This is a genomic window from Pseudomonas sp. OG7 (assembly GCF_014192825.1).
Lineage (GTDB): Bacteria > Pseudomonadota > Gammaproteobacteria > Pseudomonadales > Pseudomonadaceae > Aquipseudomonas > Aquipseudomonas monteilii.
Map to the genome: position 1 here is coordinate 98,072 of NZ_JACHYK010000005.1, position 17,776 is coordinate 115,847.

The window sequence follows — 17,776 nt, forward strand, 5'->3', positions numbered from 1 at the left end:
CTTCGCGGGCACAGCCAGCAGAGAACCGAAGATGACCGACAATCCCTTGGCAACCCTGTACCAGTCTCTCGACCTTCACCGCCCCGCGAGCCTTGAGGCCCTGCTGGCCAGCGTTTCCCTGCTATTGCCGATCCTCGACGTCATCCCCAACGCCGCCATCTTCATCAAAGACCCGGCCGCCCGCTACGTGCTGGCAAACAACACCCTGGTCCAGCGTTGCGGCCTCAAGCGCTTGCAGCCGTTGCTCGGCAAGACCAGCGCTGAAGTCTTCCCGGCACAGCTTGGCCCCGGCTACACCGAGCAGGACCGCCGCGTACTCAAGGAAGGGCTGGTGCTGGACGACCAGCTGGAGCTGCACCTGTACGGCAGCCGCGAGCCCGGCTGGTGCCTGACCCACAAGCGCCCGCTGTACAACCAGGCGGGCGAGATCATCGGCTTGGTAGGCATTTCGGTCGACCTGCAATCAGCCGCCGACACTCACCCTGCCTACCAGCGCCTGGCCGCGGTGGACGAGCATATCCGCCAGCACTTTCACCAGCCGATCAGCATGGGCGAGCTGACCCGCATCGCTGGCATTTCCGTGGCTCAGCTGGAGCGCTACTGCAAGCGGGTATTTCACCTCACGCCCCGACAGATGATCCACAAGGCGCGCCTGGAGCACGCCCACCGCCTGCTGCATTCGGACCTGCCGATCACCGATGTGGCGATGCGCTGTGGCTACACCGACCACAGCGCCTTCAGCCGCCAGTTCAAGCAACTGACTGGTTTCACCCCGCGCCAGTACCGCCAGGCAACCAGCGATCAGGTGGCTTGAAACAGCGCCCGTGCCTCGGCAAAACACTGCTCGGCAATCGCCGAGCGCGGCTCGCTACGGCGCAGCAACAGGCCGACCGGGCTGTGGATGGCAGCGTCGGCCACCGGCAGAATGCGCAGGTGCTCGCTGAGGTCTTCGAGGCCGCAGTCCAACGGCATGATCGCGCAGCACATGCCGGTGTTGATGGCCTGTATCAGCTGGAAAGTCGAGTCGCTTTCCAGTACCGCATGCGGTTCCAGGCCACGGCTGCGCAAGCTCAGGTCCAGCGACTGTCGGTAGTGCATACCCTTGCTCAACAGGCCCAGCGGTATGTCGCTGAGCGCGTCCCAGCGCAGGGTGTCGCTGTCAAACTGGAAGTGCCGGGTGTCGTGCAGCAGGCCCATGGTGGTGGTGCCCAGTTCCAGTACTTCGAAGAAGCTGGGGTTGACCTGGTCCAGGTAGCAGATACCCAGGTCGAGCTGGTTGCGGCTCAGTCCGTCGATGACTTGCTCCGAGCTCAGCGAACTGAGCTGGAAGTGCAGTTCGGGGTATTTTTCGCGTAGCGGCAGCAGCAGGTGCATGGGGTTGAAGCTGGCCAGCGGCACTGTGCCCAGTCGCAGGCTGCCGACCACCTGGCCCCGGCAACTGGCGGCCTCGGCCTGCAGGCCGTCGTGGGCGGCGAGCAGGGTGCGGGCCCAGGCCAGAATACGCTCGCCGGCCTCGGTGAAGCCTTCGAAGCGCTGGCCGCGTTTGACCAGCACCAGGTCCAGCTCGTCCTCCAGGTTGCGCAGGCGCATGGACAGCGTCGGCTGAGTGATATGGCACAGCGCCGCCGCCTGGCCGAAGTGGCGGGTCTGGTCGAGGGCGATGAGGAACTTGAGCTGCTTGATGTCCATGAAAGTGCCTGGCGTATGGTTGTGCAGACCATAACCCACGTCTGCGATAGATGTCATTGATCGGCCGGTAAGCCATAACGATTGGACGCCCCCGCGCCACGCCTCTAGCGTGGTGACAATGCCATTCAAGGAGCTTTTACTGTGCGCGTCCAACCCGATGCGGTCTTCGTACCGCTCAACATTGCCGTGCTGACCGTCAGCGACACCCGTACCTACGACAACGATACCTCCGGCGAGCTGCTGGCCAGCCGGTCGGTCGAGATCGGCCACCGGCTGGTGGCGCGGGCGTTGCTCAAGGACGACCTGTACAAGATCCGCGCCCAGGTCGCCACCTGGATTGCCGACGAGCAGGTGCAGGTGGTGCTGATTACCGGCGGTACCGGCTTTACCGGGCGTGACAGCACACCGGAGGCGGTCGAGTGCCTGCTGGACAAGCGCATCGATGGCTTTGGCGAGCTGTTCCGGGCGCTGTCGATTCTGGATATCGGCAGTTCTACCGTGCAGAGCCGAGCGCTGGCCGGGTTGTCCAACCGCACGTTGGTGTGCTGCTTGCCGGGTTCCACCGGCGCCTGCCGTACGGCGTGGGAAGGAATACTGGCGGAGCAGCTGGATGCCCGGCACCGGCCGTGCAATTTCGTCAAACACCTGCTGCCGATCGAGGCCTGTGCCAGCCGGGGGTGAGTTTTCTCCTGTGACGGCTATCAGCTCAACACATGCTCCACCGGCAACAACGCCGGTGGCAACTGTGTCTCGCCCAACCCCGCCAACACATCCCGCTCCACCGTCCGCACCATGGCATCGGTTGGCAGGTCGTTCTCATCCCGCCCGAACGGGTCCTCCAGTTCGTTGCCAATCGCATCCAGCCCGAAGAACGTGTAGCCCACGATGGTGGTGAACAGCGGTGCCAGCCAGCCCAGCGGCTCGGCCAGGGCAAACGGCAGCAGCAGGCAGAAGATGTAGATGGTGCGGTGCAGCAACAGCGTGTAGGGGAACGGCAACGGTGTGAACTTGATCCGCTCACAGGTGGCCTGCACCTCGGTCAGGCCTACCAGCCGCTGTTCCAGCAGGCTGTAGCGCCAATCGCTGATGTGCTGTTGTTCCGCCAGCCGCGAGCAATGCTGGCCGATGTCGCGCAGGATGCCGTCGCACACGTTGTGCGGGCTGATCGTCTCTGGCCGGGCCAGCCAGGGCCGGGCGGCTGCCAAGTCGTCCTCGTTACGCAGGCGGGCATTCAGCGCATGGGCATAGCCACACAGGCTGCGCAGCAGCTCTGCGCGCAGCGCTTCGTCAGCAATCACCACGCTTTCGCGCACGAACGAGCGGGTTTCGATAATCAGCTTGCCCCAGGCCTTACGGCCCTCCCACCAGCGGTCGTAGCAGGCGTTGTTGCGAAAGCTCATGAAGATCGACAGCGACAGGCCCAGCAACGTAAACGGCGTGGCACTGACCGGGTAGAAAAACGCGGGGAAATGGCGCTCGACCAGCACGATCAGCGCGGCCAGCAGGGTCACCATCAGGCAGCGCAGGGCGATGCGCTTGACGATCGACCCCTTGAGGGTGAACAGCACACGCAGTACATCGGGGGTTGGGTGAACAATCATGGAAATCCAGAGACGGCCATTCAGCCGCCGGTCATGTTCATGAAGCGCAGGATCTGCACATCGCCACCCACTTCGAAGTGGTGGCGGTAGGGCTTGAGGTGCAGGGAGTCGCGGATGGCCTTTTCCAGGCGCTCGCGGTTGCCTGGGTGAGCACGCAGCACGTGCTTCAGGTCTACCGAGTGTTCGTTGCCCAGGCACAGCAACAGGCGGCCTTCGACCGTCAGGCGCACGCGGTTGCAGGTGGCGCAAAAGTTGTGGCTGTGCGGCGAGATGAAACCGACCCGGGTGTTGGCGGCTTCGGCCAGGCGCCAGTAGCGGGCAGGGCCCTGTGATGATTCGGTGGACTCCACCAAGGTGAACTGTTCTGCCAGGCGCTCGCGTACTTCGTCGCTGGAGCAGAACGACTCGCCGCGCTCGTGTTCGCTGATTACCCCCAGCGGCATTTCTTCGATGAAGGTGATGTCCAGCTCGCGATCGATGGCAAAGCGTACCAGGTCGACCAGTTCGTGGTCGTTGCGGCCTTTGAGTACTACACAGTTGAGCTTGATGCGTTTGAAGCCGGCCTGGCGTGCGGCGTCGATACCAGCGATGACCTGGTGCAGGTCGCCGGTACGGGTCAGCTGCTTGAAGCGTCCGGTATCCAGGCTGTCGAGGCTGATGTTCAAGCGCGACAGCCCGGCGTCGAACAGTGGCTGTGCCAGGCGCCCGAGTTGCGAGCCGTTGCTGGTCATGCACAGTTCGCGCAAGCCGGGCAGGGCGGCAATCCGCCCGCACAGCTCGACGATGCCCTGGCGTACCAGCGGCTCGCCGCCGGTCAGGCGGATTTTGCGGGTGCCCAGGGCGACGAAGCGCTCGGCCACCTGGAACAGTTCTTCGAGGCTGAGGATCTGCTGGCGCGGCAAAAACTGCATGTCTTCGGCCATGCAGTACACGCAACGGAAGTCACAGCGGTCGGTGACCGACATCCGCAGGTAGTCGATTTTCCGGTTGAAGCCGTCGATCAGGGCCCGGCTGTTCTGTTCCACGTTCGCGCTCGAATGGGGTGGGTTCACTCCAAGCTATAGCCTGGCCGCAGGGCCGTCAAATTGCTTTGCCCGACTGGTTGATCGATGGTTTCTATCACGGCTGCAGGCCCGATGCCTCAAAGCTTCCACCCCATGATCGAAACCGCTTATCACGCCGTAAGATCTTTCGATTGGACGCCCCACCCCCACGCTCAATAGGCTGAATAAAAGCATCGAAGCGTGAGGATTCATCGCATGAGCCAGGACGAACACATCAGGGACTACAAAGGCGCAGCCGCCGGCTGGGGAGCGCTCAAGAGCGTGACCAAAAGCTGGCTGGGCAGCGAAAATGCCTTCAAGAACCTGCGGGCCATGCTCAAGACCAACCAGAACGGCGGCTTCGACTGCCCCGGCTGTGCCTGGGGGGAGTCGCCGGAAAGCGACATGGTCAAGTTCTGCGAAAACGGCGCCAAGGCGGTCAACTGGGAAGCCACCGGCCGCTCGGTTGACCCGGCTTTCTTCGCCAAATACAGCGTCAGCGCGCTGAAGGACCAGACTGACTATTGGCTCGAATACCAGGGCCGCCTCACGCACCCGATGCGCTACGACGCTGCCACCGACCACTATGTCGAAACTACTTGGCAGGAGGCCTTCGAGCTGGTCGCCAGACACCTGCGTGCGCTGCAGTCGCCAGACGAGGCCGAGTTCTACACGTCGGGCCGGGCCAGCAACGAGGCGGCGTTCCTCTACCAGTTGTTCGTGCGCGCTTACGGCACCAACAACTTCCCCGATTGCTCGAACATGTGCCACGAAGCCAGTGGTGCAGGCATGTCGGAAACCCTCGGGGTGGGCAAAGGCACTGTCGTGTTTCACGACCTGGAGCTGGCCGATGCGATCTTTGTCATCGGTCAGAACCCAGGCACCAACCACCCGCGCATGCTCGAACCGCTGCGTGAGGCGGTCAAGCGCGGGGCTCAGGTGGTGTGCTTCAACCCGCTGAAAGAGCGTGGCCTGGAGCGCTTCCAGCACCCGCAGCACCCGTTCGAAATGCTCAGCAACGGCTCCGAGCCGACTTCCAGCGCCTACTTCCGCCCGGCCTTGGGCGGTGACATGGCGGCCATGCGTGGCATTGCCAAATTCCTGTTGCAGTGGGAGCGCGAAGCCCAGGCCAACGGTGAGCCGGCGGTGTTCGACCATGCCTTCATCGCCGAGCACACCAGTGGCGTCGATGACTACCTGGCGGCAGTGGACGCCACCTCCTGGGCGCACATCGTCAAGCAGTCGGGCTTGACCCTGGCCGAGATCGAGCTGGCGGCCCGCATGTACCGCAAGGCAGAGCGGGTGATCATGTGCTGGGCCATGGGCGTCACCCAGCACCGCCATTCGGTGCCTACCGTGCAGGAAATCGTCAACCTGCAGTTGCTGCGCGGCAACGTCGGCAAACCCGGCGCTGGCCTGTCGCCGGTACGTGGCCACAGCAACGTGCAGGGCGACCGCACCATGGGCATCGACGAAAAGCCCAAACCGGCGCTGCTCGATGCCCTCGAAAAACGCTTCCGGTTCCGTGTGCCGCGTGCCCATGGGCACAACGCGGTGCTGGCGATCAAGGCCATGGAAGAGGGGCGGGCCAAGGTGTTCGTCGCCCTGGGCGGCAACTTTGCCCAAGCCACCCCGGACACCCCGCGCACCCACGCGGCGCTTCAGAACTGCGCGTTGACCGTGCAGATTTCCACCAAGCTCAACCGCTCGCACCTGGTCACTGGCCGCGATGCGTTGATCCTGCCCTGCCTGGGCCGGACCGAAATCGACCTGCAGGCCGAAGGGCCTCAAGGCGTGACCGTGGAAGACACCTTCAGCATGGTGCACATCTCTAACGGCCAGTTGCGCCCGCGTTCACCGCACATGCGCTCGGAGCCTTGGATCATCGCCGGTATGGCCAAGGCCACGCTGGGCAATCAGCCAATCGACTGGGAGTATGCGGTGGCTGACTACAACCGCATTCGTGACATGATTGCCGACGTGATCCCTGGTTTCACCGGCTTCAACGAACGCCTGCATAGCCCGGGCGGTTTCCACCTGGGCAACAATGCCGCCGATCGCAACTTCCGCACGGCCACGGGCAAGGCACGGTTCATGCCCCACGCGCTGCCAGAGGAGTTGATCAACGCCAAGGTGCTGGCGCGGGGTGACAAGCCCGACCTGATCCTGCAGACCCTGCGCTCGCACGACCAGTACAACACCACGCTGTATGGCCTGGACGACCGCTACCGTGGCGTGTTCGGCCTGCGTGAAGTGGTGTTCGTGAACGAGGCCGATATTCGTCGCCTGGGCTTCGAGCCGGGTGAGCATGTGGACCTGGTGTCGCTGTGGGAGGATGGCGTCGAGCGGCGGGTGTCGGGGTTCCGCCTGGTGGCGTATGACGTGCCTGAAGGGCAGGCGGCGGCGTATTACCCGGAGACCAATCCGCTGGTGCCGCTGGAGAGTTATGGCGAGGGGACCTATACACCGACGTCGAAGTTTGTGGCGATCAAGGTTGAGAAAGCCAAGGCGGGGAACCGGATTGCGGCGGTGCTGGCGGCTAACTGATTGGTTGCCTGTACCGGCCTCTTCGCGGGCTTGCCCGCGAAGAATCCATCACCGATTCAGGATCGATGCACCGGGTACGCTGTGGTGTACTTCATCTGCTCCATGGCAAAACTGGACGTAATGTTCGACAGCCCATCGGTACGGGTAATCAGCTTTTTGTAGAACCGGTCATACGCCGCAATATCCCCCACCACCACCCGCAGCATGTAATCCCAGTCGCCGGACATGCGGTAGAACTCCATCACTTCCTCGAACCCGGTCACGGTCGCGGCAAACTGCTCAAGCCAGGCGCTGTCGTGGCGCTGGGTCTTGAGCTGGACGAACACCGTCAGCCCCAGGCCAAGCCGTTCGGGGTCGAGCAGGGCGACGCGGCCAAGAATGTAGCCTTCTTCTTCCAGGCGCTTGACCCGCTTCCAGCAGGGCGTGGTGGACAGGTTGACGGCCTCGGCCAGGTCCTTGAGCGATATCGAGGCATCGCGCTGAAGCAGGGTAAGAATGTGCTGGTCGAAACTGTCCATATCGCGCGCGGGCCGTGAAGAAAATTTTTCACAGATTACCCCAAGGCCAGAACATTTGGGTTGTGCGATAGTTGCAGCCTTAACTCTGCCAATGGGCCTGACCATGTCCGACAAGCCGCGCAATTTCGCCACCCGTACCATTCACGCCGGCGAGCAGTTCAGCGTCGCTGAAAACGCCATTTTTCCAGCCATCGTCACCGCCAGCTCGTTCACCAAACGCAGCCTGGATGACAAACCGGAATACTCCTACAGCCGCGTTGGCAACCCCACCCGGCATGCCTACGAAACCTGTGTCGCCGCGCTGGAAGAGGGCGTGGGCGCGGTTGCCTGTGCCTCGGGCGTGAACGCTACCGCGACGGTGCTGGAGCTGCTGCCCAAGGATGCCCATGTCGTGGTGATGAACGGCGTGTACGGCGGCACTTTCCGTATTCTGGAAGACTACCGCAGCCGCACCTCGGGCCTGACCACCACCTATGTCGACCTCAACGACCTGGAGGCCGTGGCTGCCGCCATCAAGCCGGAAACCCAGCTGATCTGGATCGAATCGCCGACCAACCCGCTGCTGCACCTGGTCGACATCAAGGCCGTGTGCGACCTGGCCAAGGCCCGGGGCATCCTCACCTGCATCGACAATACCTTCTGCTCGCCGTGGAACCAGCGCCCCATCACCTTGGGCGTGGACCTGGTGATGCACTCGGCCAGCAAGTACATCGGTGGCCACTCCGACCTCACCGGTGGTGTGGTGGTGGCGGCCAACGATGCACTGCTGGCGCGCCTTCGCCGCATCAGCATGGCAATTGGCGCGGTGCAGGGGCCGTTCGACTGCTACCTGGCCCTGCGTGGCCTGAAAACTCTGGATGTGCGCATGGAGCGCCAGTGTGGCAATGCCCTGCAGGTGGCGCGCTTCCTCGAAAACCATCCGCAGATCGAGCAGGTGTATTACCCGGGGCTGGAAAGCCACCCGCAACACGAATTGTGCAAACGCCAGATGCGCAGTGGCGGGGCGGTGGTGGCCATGAAGGTCAAGGGCGACCGCGCCGCGCTCAACCGCTTGGTGGAAGCGTTGCAGATCTTTGTGCTGGCCGACTCGCTGGGTGGGGTGGAGAGCATGATCAACCACTCGTGGACCATGTCGCACTGCTCGCTGAGCCCGGAGCAGAAAGGGGTGATGGGGATCAGCGAGAACCTGCTGCGGCTTTCGATGGGGATCGAGGATTACCGTGATCTGATCGAGGATCTGGATGGCGCCTTGAAAGCTTCGGCAGCTGTGTAAGGGTTGCTGGCCCCTTCGCGGGTGAACTCGCGAAGGGGCCAGTGAATTCAATACATTTCCATCAGGATTTCGGCGGATGAATGATCCGTTCGATCTTGTCCTTGATCAGCAACCGTTCCTTGCGCAGGCGGTTGACGGCGTCGTCGTTGGTGCCGTTGACTTCGGCGGCGACCACCTCCTTGTCCTTGGCGTTGTATTCCTTGTGCAGTGAGTGCAGCGTCTGGTCCTTGTCAATGAGCGCCTGGAATGCATCGGCGGTAACGTGCAGGTCAGCGAGCAGATCATGCGGAACTGGCATTTCTTCACCTCTGTCAGGGTTGTCGGTAAGGTCCTGACCTCTGAGGATAGCCGCCTTTGCGCAGGCCGGTGATGTCGGCCAGCCTGAATGGCAGCTGAATGAAGCGCCGTAAATCACCGAAAGACGCGTCCTCACGAAATTGTTACCAACTTTTTCACAAAAAATTGATGACGCGCTTTCTAGAGTTCGCCCAACTTTCCCACGGTGCCAGCCGGCCTGGGGGTTGATAATCACTCTTGATTGCGAACGCTAATGCTCAACTTCAAATCCCTGCGGACTGAATGGGTCACGCTGCTGGCCAGCCTTTATCTGCTGATTGGCTTGAACATGTTCCTCTGGGAGCACCTGCAAGAGGTGGTGCCTGCCGGCCTGTCCGGGCTGTGGCTGAGCCTGGCGTTTGCCGTGCTGATGTTGTTCGCTTTCAATCTCATCCTCACGTTGTTTGCCTTCCGATATGTATTCAAGCCGATACTTATCCTGTTGTTCATGAGTGGCGCGGGTGTGGCTTACTTCATGAATCAATACGGCGTACTTATAGATGCGGGTATGTTCCGCAACATTGCAGAAACCAACGTAACCGAAGTACGCGACCTGCTTTCGCTGAAGTTTGGCTTGTATATTCTGGGCTTGGGCGTGGTGCCTTCGGTGCTGTTGTGGAAGGCGCCCATTGCCTACCGTCCCTGGCCCCGCGAGCTGCTGGGCAAGCTGGTAGTCAGTGGCGCCTGCGTGGTAGCCCTGGGCTCGGTGGCGCTGGTCAACTATCAAGGGTTGTCCTCGCTGTTTCGCAACCACCACGAATTGCGCCTGATGCTGACCCCCAGCAATATCGTCGGTGCTTCCATTGGCTATGTCAGCGAACGCGTCGGTACGGCATCGCGTCCTTTCCAGCACTATGGCGAAGATGCCAAGCGTGATGTCGCCTGGCAGAAGCATGAGCGCAAGTCGTTGACCGTGCTGGTGGTGGGTGAAAGTGCGCGGGCCGACCACTTTGGCGTGTTGGGCTATGACCGCGATACCACTCCGAACCTGGCCAAGGAGCAGGGCCTGGTGGCGTTTTCCCATGTGCATTCGTGCGGTACGGAAACGGCTGTCTCGGTGCCGTGCATGTTCTCGGGTATGGCCCGCAAGGAATACGATGCCCGCGTGGCCAAGAACCGCGAAGGGCTGCTGGATATCCTCCAGCGGGCCGGCCTGGCCGTGCAGTGGCGCGACAACCAGTCGGGCTGCAAAGGTACCTGCGACCGTGTGCAGTTCATCGATGTCAGCAACCTCAACGACCCGCAGCTGTGCGCCAATGGCGAATGCCATGACCAGATCCTGCTGCAAGGGCTGGACGCGCTGATCGACAACCTCGACAAGGACACCGTGCTGGTGCTGCACCAGATGGGCAGCCACGGCCCGGAATATTTCAAGCGCTACCCAAGTGACAGTGAGCGCTTCACGCCGGTGTGCCAGAGCAACGCGCTGAACCAGTGCAGCGAGCAAGACATCATCAACGGTTACGACAACACCCTGGCTTACACCGACAAAGTGCTGGCGTCGCTGATCGACACCCTGCGCAGCAAACAGGACAAGGTCGACACCGCGATGATTTACCTGTCCGACCATGGCGAGTCGCTGGGTGAGTACAACCTGTTCCTGCACGGCACGCCTTACGCCATCGCCCCGGAACAGCAGAAGCACGTGCCATTGCTGACCTGGTTCTCCGACAGCTACAAAGAGGATTTCGGTATCGACACCGACTGCCTGGCCAAGCTCAGCGATGCGCCGCTGTCGCAGGACAACCTGTTCCACTCCATGCTCGGCCTGTTGCAGGTGCGTACCGAGGTGTATCAGCAGTCGCTGGACATGTTTGCCAGCTGCCGTCCGTGGTTGGCGGCCAAACGCTGACCCACACAACACCACCACTTATCGATATCAAGGATGGCCCGGGTTTCACCAGCAGTGCCCGCGCCGTATATACTGCGCGCCAATGTTAGTGGGAGAGCCTTGTGGCCATCGAAATTCACTGGATCCGTGACGACCAGAGCCTGGCCGAACACTGCCGCGACTGGCACCAACTGCCTTTTGTCGCTGTCGACACCGAGTTCATGCGGGTTGACACCTTCTACCCGAAAGCCGGGCTGATCCAGATCGGCGACGGCCAGCGTGCCTATCTGATCGACCCGTTGCTGATCGGTAACTGGCAACCCTTGGCCGACTTGCTCGAAGACAGCGGTGTGGTCAAGGTGCTGCACGCCTGCAGCGAAGACCTCGAAGTGCTGTTGCGCCTGACCGGCAAGCTGCCGCAGCCGCTGTTCGACACTCAGCTGGCAGCCGGCTACCTGAACCTGGGCTTCTCCATGGGCTATTCGCGCCTGGTGCAGGAGGTGCTGGGTATCGAGCTGCCCAAGGGCGAAACCCGCTCCGACTGGCTGCAGCGCCCGCTCTCCGACACGCAGGTCAGCTATGCCGCCGAAGATGCCGTGCACCTGGCCGAGCTGTTCACCGCCTTGCGCCCGCGCCTGAGCGACGACAAGTACGCCTGGGTGCTGGAAGACGGCGCCGAGCTGGTGGCTGCGTTGCGCCGTGAGGTCGAGCCCGAGACCCTGTACCGCGACGTCAAGCTGGCCTGGAAGCTGGCCCCTCAGCAACTGGCGGTGTTGCGAGAGCTGTGCGCCTGGCGCGAGCGTGAAGCCCGTAGCCGCGATGTACCGCGCAACCGCATCCTCAAGGAGCACTCGCTGTGGCCCATGGCCAAGAGCCAGCCGAACAACCTGTCGGCGCTGGCCAGGATCGACGAGATGCACCCGCGCACCATTCGTCAGGACGGTGAGTGCCTGATCAAGCTGATCCAGCGCGCCGCCAGCCTGCCTGCCGAGCAGTGGCCCGCGCCTTTGCCCGAGCCGCTGCCGATCGAGGCCGCCGGCATCCTCAAGCAGCTGCGTGCCATCGGCCAGGCCGAAGGCGAGCGCCTGGGGATCGCCCCCGAGCTGATGCTGCGCAAGAAAGCCCTGGAAGCGCTGCTCAAGAGCGGCTACCCCAATGGCCCTTATCAACTGCCCGATTCGCTGCGCGGCTGGCGCCGTGAGCGTATGGGCCAGGCCCTGCTGGACAGCCTTGCAGGTGCCGGAGAGACCCGATGAAACGCATTTGCTCGATCTACAAGAGCCCCCGCAAGAACGAAATGTACCTGTATGTGCTCAAGGCCGAGGGCCTGGAGCGCGTGCCGGAAGGTCTGCTGCCATTCTTCGGCACCCCTGTGCATGCCTTCGACCTGGTGCTCACCCCGGAGCGCAAGCTGGCCCGCGAGGACATCGCCAAGGTGCTGGAGAACCTCGACAACCAAGGCTACCACCTGCAGATGCCGCCGGCGGAAGACGAGTACATCGAGCACCTGCCTGAAGAGCTGCTGCGCCGAAACGACCCGGTCTGACCATGCGCGTACTGATTGCTGAGCATGATCATGCTCGTTACGCCGCGCTTTTGCGTGAAGCCGCGCCTGATCTGGAAGTACTGACCAGCGGTGATTCCGCCGAACTGGCCCGCCTGGCACCACAGTGCAAGGTGTGGCTGGGCCAGCCGGACCTGCTGGCGAGCTTGCTGCGCCAAGGCCACAAGCCGGACTGGGTGCAGTCGACCTGGGCGGGTATCACGCCGTTGCTGGCCGATGGCTTGCCGCGTGACTATCGCCTGACCCGCGCAGTAGGCATCTTTGGCCAGGTGATGGCCGAGTACATGCTTACCTACATGCTCGGCCACGAACGCGAGGTGCTGTCGCGCCTGGTCAGCCAGGTGGAGCGGCGCTGGGACGCTCGCCCAGGACGTACGCTGGAAGGGCGCAAGGTGCTGATCGTGGGCACCGGCGATATTGGCCAGCGCGTGGCCGAGTTCCTGCAGCCGTTTGGTGTGGTGTTGTATGGGGTTGCCAGCAGTGCCCGGGAGCAGGCACCGTTCGTCGAGGTGGCGGCACTGGCCGACTTGCCGCGCATTGTTGGCCAGGTCGACTACGTGCTCAACCTGTTGCCGGATACCCCGGCGACCCATGACCTGTATGACGCGGCGCTGTTCAAGTGCTTCCAGCCGAGCACGCTGTTCATCAATGCCGGGCGAGGCGCGGCGGTGGTGGATGCGGACCTGGTCGAGGCGCTGAAGGAAGGGCATCTGGCCGGTGCAGTGATCGATGTGTGCCGCCAGGAACCACTGCCTAAACAGCACCCGTTCTGGACCGCCTGGGGCTTGCTGCTGACCGGACACAGCTCGGCACCTACCTCGCCGGCGGCGATGGTGCGGCTGTTTGTCGAGAATATGCAGGCGTATGAAGCGGGGCAGGGGTTGCGGGGTGAAGTGGATTTTGCCCGGGGCTATTGATTTGTAGTGCCTGTACTGGCCTTTTCGCGGGCATGCTCGCGAAAAGGCCAGTAAGGCCATCACAGGGCTTACAGGCTGAAATCACCCTCGGCAGCCAGCTCGCTCAATGGTTTGCGCGGGCTCGGCACTTCACGTGCCTGCAACGCCTCATCCAGGCTGGCCTTGTCACCCAGTTTGCCGATCGCCACCATGGCATGCAGCACATAACCTTCAGGAACCTTCAGCTCCTGACGCGCCAGGTCCTGGTCGAAGCCGGCCATGCCATGGGTGTGCCAGCCGCTGATGCTGGCCTGCAGGGCCAGGTGCCCCCAGGCGGAACCGGTGTCGAAGGTATGCCACAGCGCCGGCTTTTCCTCCGTGGCGCCCGGGGCGGCGAAGGTGGTCTTGGAAATGATCAGCACCAGCGCCGAGGCCTGTTGTGCCCAGCTGCGGTTGAACGGCACCAACAGGTTCAGGTAACGCTCCCAGTTTGGCGTGTCGCGGCGGGCATACAGGAAGCGCCAAGGCTGCGAGTTGTACGCCGACGGAGCCCAACGGGCGGCTTCCAGGAAGCTCAGCAGGGTCTCTTCGCTGATCGGCTCGGCGGTGAAAGCACGCGGCGACCAGCGGTTGATGAACTGCTCGTTGATGGCGTAATCGGCAATGCGAGGGTTGGCACTCATGACAGCTCCTGCAAAAGGACGGGAAACCCGCACGCTACTGCGTCCCGTCGCGACTGACAAGCGGTCTGGCTTTGCGCAAGGTCAGGCTCTAGACTGGCGCCGCCGCGCGCCGTGGCCTATCGATGAATGCAGGAAACCGTGTGATGATCGCTGAAAACGCGCCGTTCTGGCGGCGCAAGACCCTCGAACAACTCAGCCCACAAGAGTGGGAGTCGCTGTGCGACGGCTGCGGCCTGTGCTGCCTGCAAAAGCTTGAGGACGAGGACGACAACAGCGTCTATTACACGCGCATCGCCTGCAAGCTGCTGGACTTGCACACCTGCCAGTGCAGCGACTACCCCAACCGCTTTGCCCACGTGCCGGACTGCATCCAGCTCACTCCGGGCAAGGCCGACCAGTTCAAGTGGCTGCCGAGTACCTGCGGTTACCGCCTTGTCAGCGAGGGCAAGGACTTGCCCGCCTGGCACCACCTGGTCTGCGGCGACCGCCAGCAAGTCCATGAACAGCGCATTTCCCAGTCGGGGCGTATGCTCAGTGAACACGATGTGCACGAAGACGACTGGGAAGACCACCTGATCTTCCGCGCCAGCTGACCGGCGCGGCCCGCTGCCACGGGGAAACAAGGAGTTTCTGTATGCGTTGCCAGCTGTTGCTGTTGTTGGGCCTGATGGCCAGTTCGCCGGCCTGGGCGAAAAAGGTCGACCTCGACTACCAGGTGCGTTTGTTGCCGGCCAGTGGCCAAGCTGAAGTCCGCCTCACATTGGCCGAAGGCAGCGCCGTGCGCAGCCTGGACTTCGACCTGGGCAAGGCCGGGGCCTACAGCGGCTTCCAGGCCGATGGCCAATGGCAACTGCAGGGGCAGCGCGGTGTGTGGCAGCCGGCGGCCGGCAAGACCAGTCTCACCTACCGCGTGCAGTTGGACCAGAAGCTCGCCAGCGGTGCCTATTCTTCGCGTGTTACCCCGCACTGGGCGTTGTTCCTCGGTGACCAGCTGGTGCCGCCCGCGCGCCTTGATCAGCAGGATGGCACCGAGCTGGTGGCACGCCTGGCGTTCGACCTGCCCGAGGGCTGGAAGAGTATCGAGACCTCCTGGCCGCGCATCGGCAAGGACAAGTTCCGCATCGACAACGTTTCGCGCCTGTTCGACCGCCCCACTGGCTGGATGCTGGCTGGCGATCTTGGCAGCCGCCGTGCTCGCCTTGGCGATACCGAGGTCACCGTGGCCGCACCGGTGGGGCAGGGTATGCGGCGTATGGACAGCCTGACCCTGCTGACGTTCATATGGCCGCAGTTGCAGGCGGTGTTCCCGCGCAATCCGCCGAAGCTGCTGCTGGTCGGTGCCCGTGACGGCATGTGGCGTGGTGCAATGGCGGCACAGGGTTCGCTGTACCTGCACAGCGCCCGGCCGATGGTAAGCGAGAACGGCAGCAGCCCGTTGCTGCGCGAAGTGGTTCAGTTGTTTGCGCAGATCCATGGGCGTGACGGCAGTGACTGGCTGGTGGAAAGCCTGACCGACTACTACGCCAGCGAGTTGCTGCGCCGCTCGGGCGGGGTGAGCGATGACCGTTACCAGGCCTGGCAGGCACGCCTGAGCAAGCAGGGCGCCAAGGTCACCCGGCTCAAGGGCGAGCGCGCAAGCCCGGCTCAGGTGGCGCGCGGGGTGATGCTGTTGCAGGCACTGGACAAGGAAATCCGTATCCATACCCAGGCCAAGCGTTCGCTGGACGATGTGGTACGCGGGTTGATGCGTCTGCCCGGCGTGAGCACCGAAGACTTCGTGCAAATCAGCGAGAACGTGCTGGGTCGCAAGTCCGAGGTGTTGCAGAGCAAGGCGTTGCGCTAGATATCTGCATCGCCTGTACCGGCCTCTGCGCGGGCAGTGCAGAAATCAACGTCCAGCCAACGGATCCTGCCCAGTCACCGACACCCCTCTGGTCGCGGCCTTGGCACTGGCCTTCAACGCCTCCAGCTCCGCCGCGCTGCGTTCTATGTCCGAACGCAACCGGTGATATTCCTGCCGATGCCGCTGCCACCACGCCTTGGTCGAGCAATGCCCGCTGACCCCGCGTGCCACCGCAACGCCTCCCACCACCATTTGCAGCAAACCAATCAGGCCGCCATGGCGCAGCCCCTTGCTGAACATCAACGCGCCACCGGCCAGTGAGCCGACCCGTTCCAGGCCATGGACATTGTGCTGCGACGACGTCGCGTTATGGATATCAAGCATGGCAAGGCCTCCTTGTGAAGTGTAAGCAGCTGACCCTTTCACCCTCGCCAGGGTTCAGTCGGTGCGCCCGGCGACATCCCGTGTCGTGCAGAAGGCTCATCCACGCTGGGTTTCGATCCAGAAGAGCAAGACCGGTGCTGTTCTGACGGAGTTCGGCACCTGGCCGCCCTGCTATTGCAGTGGCGGCCTTTTTATTACTTGAACTTCGGCCCCGAGCGGGTATTCAGCCCCTTGGCCATGCGGTCGTACAACACCACATTCACCGTCGCCGCCAGGTTCATGCAACCTTCGGTCGGTATGTAGATGGTCTCTTCACACCAGCCCCGCACATCCTCGCTCAACGAGCCGTCCTCTGGCCCGAAGATGTAGATGGCACGGTCCGGGTGGGTGTATTCCGGCAATGGCCGCGCACCTTCCACCAGCTCCACCGCCACCGGCGTGCAGCCTAGCGGGATGATGCGTTGCAGGTCGTCGATGCCGATCAGCGGAATGTCGTAATGCACGCGCTTGGTGTCGGTGACGAAGTCACGCGCGCGTTCGTAGCGTTTGCCGGTGTAGAACACCGAATTGACGCCGTAGCAGCCCGCCGCGCGCATCACCGAGCCGACGTTTTCTGGCGACTTGGGGTTGAACAGGCCGATGCAGCTGTATCGTTTGTTTGCCACGTACCGGGGCCCTTCGCGAAAAAAGCGCGATTATACGGGCTGCCCGGTAGCAGCGGGGGGGCGAATCGATGGTCAGTCTTTCTTCAACATGCCCGCCAGCCCGGCGAACGGGTTGTGGGTGGCCTTGGCGATGCTCGGGGTGCTGGTGGAGCCTTCGCTGAAGTACTGCTGGTCGGTGTAGCGCGAGTGCTCGTTGTCGTGGCAGTACAGGCACAGCAGTTCCCAGTTGGAGCCGTCCTGCGGGTTGTTGTCGTGGTTGTGGTCGCGGTGGTGTACGGTCAGCTCGCTCAGGCGCTTGCCTGAGAACTCGCGGGCGCAGCGGCCGCACACGTGCGGGTACATTCTCAGGGCCTTGTCGCGGTAGCCCATTTCCTTGTCACGCTTGGCATCGGCCAGGATGCGGTCGAGGCGCGCGGTGGCGGCGGCGGAAGAGGTGGAGCTCATGGTGTTTCCTTTGTTCTGATCAGGCAAATGACGGTTATGTCATTGAGTCTAGCGCGCTAGCAGGGCGGGCGGACAGGCGAAAGCTTTGATTTAGGCGTAGCCTGTAGGAAGGTTCCCGACAGGAGGTTGCTGATGGTTCACGCGATCCTCACCGTGCTGTTGTTGGTTGGCTTGCCGCTGGCCGAAGCGGCAAGCACGCCACCCCGGTTGACGACGCCTGTGCCTGGTGCACCGGGTACGCCGACGCCCACGCCATACCCGCAGGTTACCCCGAGTACGCCGCCCAAGGCTTATGACAGCCAGCCGGGGGCGCCGCTGTTGCCGCCCATGCCGGTGCCGGGGCCACCGAAGGATCAGCCGTTGCCGGGGTTGCGGCCGGAGCCGCCGAAGCCGGCGGTGCAGGATGATTAGGGCTATACGGCTTTAGTTTTTTGGCGCCTGTGAGATCGAGCGCCGCGC

20 protein-coding genes are annotated in these 17,776 nt (G+C 62.9%); 11 read left to right on the plus strand and 9 right to left on the minus strand.

The window, feature by feature from the left end; all coding sequences use genetic code 11:
* The first annotated feature begins 31 nt into the window (after positions 1-31).
* On the plus strand, positions 32-814 hold the full coding sequence (locus tag FHW75_RS13625; protein ID WP_025753902.1) for an AraC family transcriptional regulator: 783 nt from the start codon (positions 32-34) through the stop codon (positions 812-814).
* Here the strand turns inward: FHW75_RS13625 and FHW75_RS13630 are convergent.
* Positions 802-1,689, minus strand: a complete 888-nt coding sequence (locus FHW75_RS13630; protein ID WP_027609388.1) for a LysR family transcriptional regulator — start codon at positions 1,687-1,689, stop codon at positions 802-804. The two genes, FHW75_RS13625 and FHW75_RS13630, sit on opposite strands and share 13 nt — an antisense overlap.
* Positions 1,690-1,830: 141 nt before the next feature.
* On the opposite strand from FHW75_RS13630, the gene moaB reads away from it, so the two are divergent.
* Positions 1,831-2,370: a molybdenum cofactor biosynthesis protein B gene (moaB, locus tag FHW75_RS13635; protein ID WP_012273701.1), complete on the plus strand. Its 540-nt coding sequence runs from the start codon at positions 1,831-1,833 to the stop codon at positions 2,368-2,370.
* 20 nt (positions 2,371-2,390) lie between these two features.
* On the opposite strand, the gene FHW75_RS13640 is transcribed toward moaB, so the two are convergent.
* Both FHW75_RS13640 and moaA read right to left on the minus strand, forming a co-directional pair.
* Positions 2,391-3,290 (minus strand): bestrophin family protein, encoded by a 900-nt coding sequence (locus FHW75_RS13640; RefSeq protein WP_019098492.1) that lies wholly within the window; start codon positions 3,288-3,290, stop codon positions 2,391-2,393.
* Positions 3,291-3,310: 20 nt separating this feature from the next.
* Positions 3,311-4,315, minus strand: a complete 1,005-nt coding sequence (moaA, locus tag FHW75_RS13645; RefSeq protein ID WP_183673889.1) for a GTP 3',8-cyclase MoaA — start codon at positions 4,313-4,315, stop codon at positions 3,311-3,313.
* Positions 4,316-4,549: 234 nt separating this feature from the next.
* Here moaA and FHW75_RS13650 point away from each other — a divergent pair, with 234 nt between their 5' ends.
* Positions 4,550-6,880, plus strand: coding sequence for an FdhF/YdeP family oxidoreductase (locus tag FHW75_RS13650; RefSeq protein WP_019098494.1), 2,331 nt, complete (start codon positions 4,550-4,552; stop codon positions 6,878-6,880).
* A 56-nt stretch (positions 6,881-6,936) separates the two neighbouring features.
* Here FHW75_RS13650 and FHW75_RS13655 read toward each other — a convergent pair whose 3' ends face one another.
* Positions 6,937-7,398 carry an Lrp/AsnC family transcriptional regulator gene (locus tag FHW75_RS13655; protein WP_016498365.1) on the minus strand — a complete coding sequence of 154 codons (462 nt, stop codon included), beginning with the start codon at positions 7,396-7,398 and terminating at the stop codon, positions 6,937-6,939.
* Between the two features lie 91 nt (positions 7,399-7,489).
* Here FHW75_RS13655 and FHW75_RS13660 point away from each other — a divergent pair, with 91 nt between their 5' ends.
* On the plus strand, positions 7,490-8,671 hold the full coding sequence (locus FHW75_RS13660) for a PLP-dependent aspartate aminotransferase family protein (protein ID WP_025753901.1): 1,182 nt from the start codon (positions 7,490-7,492) through the stop codon (positions 8,669-8,671).
* A 61-nt stretch (positions 8,672-8,732) separates the two neighbouring features.
* Here FHW75_RS13660 and FHW75_RS13665 read toward each other — a convergent pair whose 3' ends face one another.
* Positions 8,733-8,969 carry a YdcH family protein gene (locus tag FHW75_RS13665; protein ID WP_019098495.1) on the minus strand — a complete coding sequence of 79 codons (237 nt, stop codon included), beginning with the start codon at positions 8,967-8,969 and terminating at the stop codon, positions 8,733-8,735.
* 252 nt (positions 8,970-9,221) lie between these two features.
* On the opposite strand from FHW75_RS13665, the gene FHW75_RS13670 reads away from it, so the two are divergent.
* The 4 genes from FHW75_RS13670 to FHW75_RS13685 all read left to right on the plus strand — a co-directional run bounded on the left by FHW75_RS13670 (position 9,222) and on the right by FHW75_RS13685 (position 13,319).
* Positions 9,222-10,859 carry a phosphoethanolamine transferase gene (locus tag FHW75_RS13670; protein WP_183673891.1) on the plus strand — a complete coding sequence of 546 codons (1,638 nt, stop codon included), beginning with the start codon at positions 9,222-9,224 and terminating at the stop codon, positions 10,857-10,859.
* Between the two features lie 101 nt (positions 10,860-10,960).
* A complete protein-coding gene (gene rnd, locus FHW75_RS13675; protein WP_019098497.1) occupies positions 10,961-12,094 on the plus strand; it encodes a ribonuclease D in 1,134 nt (377 codons plus the stop codon).
* Positions 12,091-12,384, plus strand: a complete 294-nt coding sequence (locus FHW75_RS13680; protein ID WP_016711947.1) for a YcgL domain-containing protein — start codon at positions 12,091-12,093, stop codon at positions 12,382-12,384. Before rnd ends, FHW75_RS13680 begins: the two co-directional genes overlap by 4 nt.
* Positions 12,385-12,386: 2 nt before the next feature.
* Complete coding sequence (locus FHW75_RS13685; RefSeq protein ID WP_019098498.1) at positions 12,387-13,319, plus strand: D-2-hydroxyacid dehydrogenase; 933 nt, start codon at positions 12,387-12,389, stop codon at positions 13,317-13,319.
* Positions 13,320-13,387: 68 nt separating this feature from the next.
* On the opposite strand, the gene FHW75_RS13690 is transcribed toward FHW75_RS13685, so the two are convergent.
* Positions 13,388-13,981 carry a nitroreductase family protein gene (locus FHW75_RS13690; protein WP_016711945.1) on the minus strand — a complete coding sequence of 198 codons (594 nt, stop codon included), beginning with the start codon at positions 13,979-13,981 and terminating at the stop codon, positions 13,388-13,390.
* Between the two features lie 143 nt (positions 13,982-14,124).
* On the opposite strand from FHW75_RS13690, the gene FHW75_RS13695 reads away from it, so the two are divergent.
* Positions 14,125-14,574, plus strand: a complete 450-nt coding sequence (locus FHW75_RS13695) for a YcgN family cysteine cluster protein (RefSeq protein WP_025753897.1) — start codon at positions 14,125-14,127, stop codon at positions 14,572-14,574.
* A gap of 41 nt (positions 14,575-14,615) precedes the next feature.
* Positions 14,616-15,824 (plus strand): hypothetical protein, encoded by a 1,209-nt coding sequence (locus FHW75_RS13700; RefSeq protein ID WP_019098500.1) that lies wholly within the window; start codon positions 14,616-14,618, stop codon positions 15,822-15,824.
* Positions 15,825-15,869: 45 nt separating this feature from the next.
* Here FHW75_RS13700 and FHW75_RS13705 read toward each other — a convergent pair whose 3' ends face one another.
* The 3 genes from FHW75_RS13705 to FHW75_RS13715 all read right to left on the minus strand — a co-directional run bounded on the left by FHW75_RS13705 (position 15,870) and on the right by FHW75_RS13715 (position 17,317).
* Positions 15,870-16,208: a YgaP-like transmembrane domain gene (locus tag FHW75_RS13705; protein ID WP_019098501.1), complete on the minus strand. Its 339-nt coding sequence runs from the start codon at positions 16,206-16,208 to the stop codon at positions 15,870-15,872.
* Between the two features lie 194 nt (positions 16,209-16,402).
* A complete protein-coding gene (locus tag FHW75_RS13710; RefSeq protein WP_016711941.1) occupies positions 16,403-16,873 on the minus strand; it encodes an RNA methyltransferase in 471 nt (156 codons plus the stop codon).
* A 72-nt stretch (positions 16,874-16,945) separates the two neighbouring features.
* Complete coding sequence (locus tag FHW75_RS13715) at positions 16,946-17,317, minus strand: YajD family HNH nuclease (RefSeq protein ID WP_016711940.1); 372 nt, start codon at positions 17,315-17,317, stop codon at positions 16,946-16,948.
* A 132-nt stretch (positions 17,318-17,449) separates the two neighbouring features.
* Between FHW75_RS13715 and FHW75_RS13720 the strand changes: the two genes are divergently transcribed.
* A complete protein-coding gene (locus FHW75_RS13720) occupies positions 17,450-17,728 on the plus strand; it encodes a hypothetical protein (protein ID WP_019098502.1) in 279 nt (92 codons plus the stop codon).
* Positions 17,729-17,776: the final 48 nt, after the last annotated feature.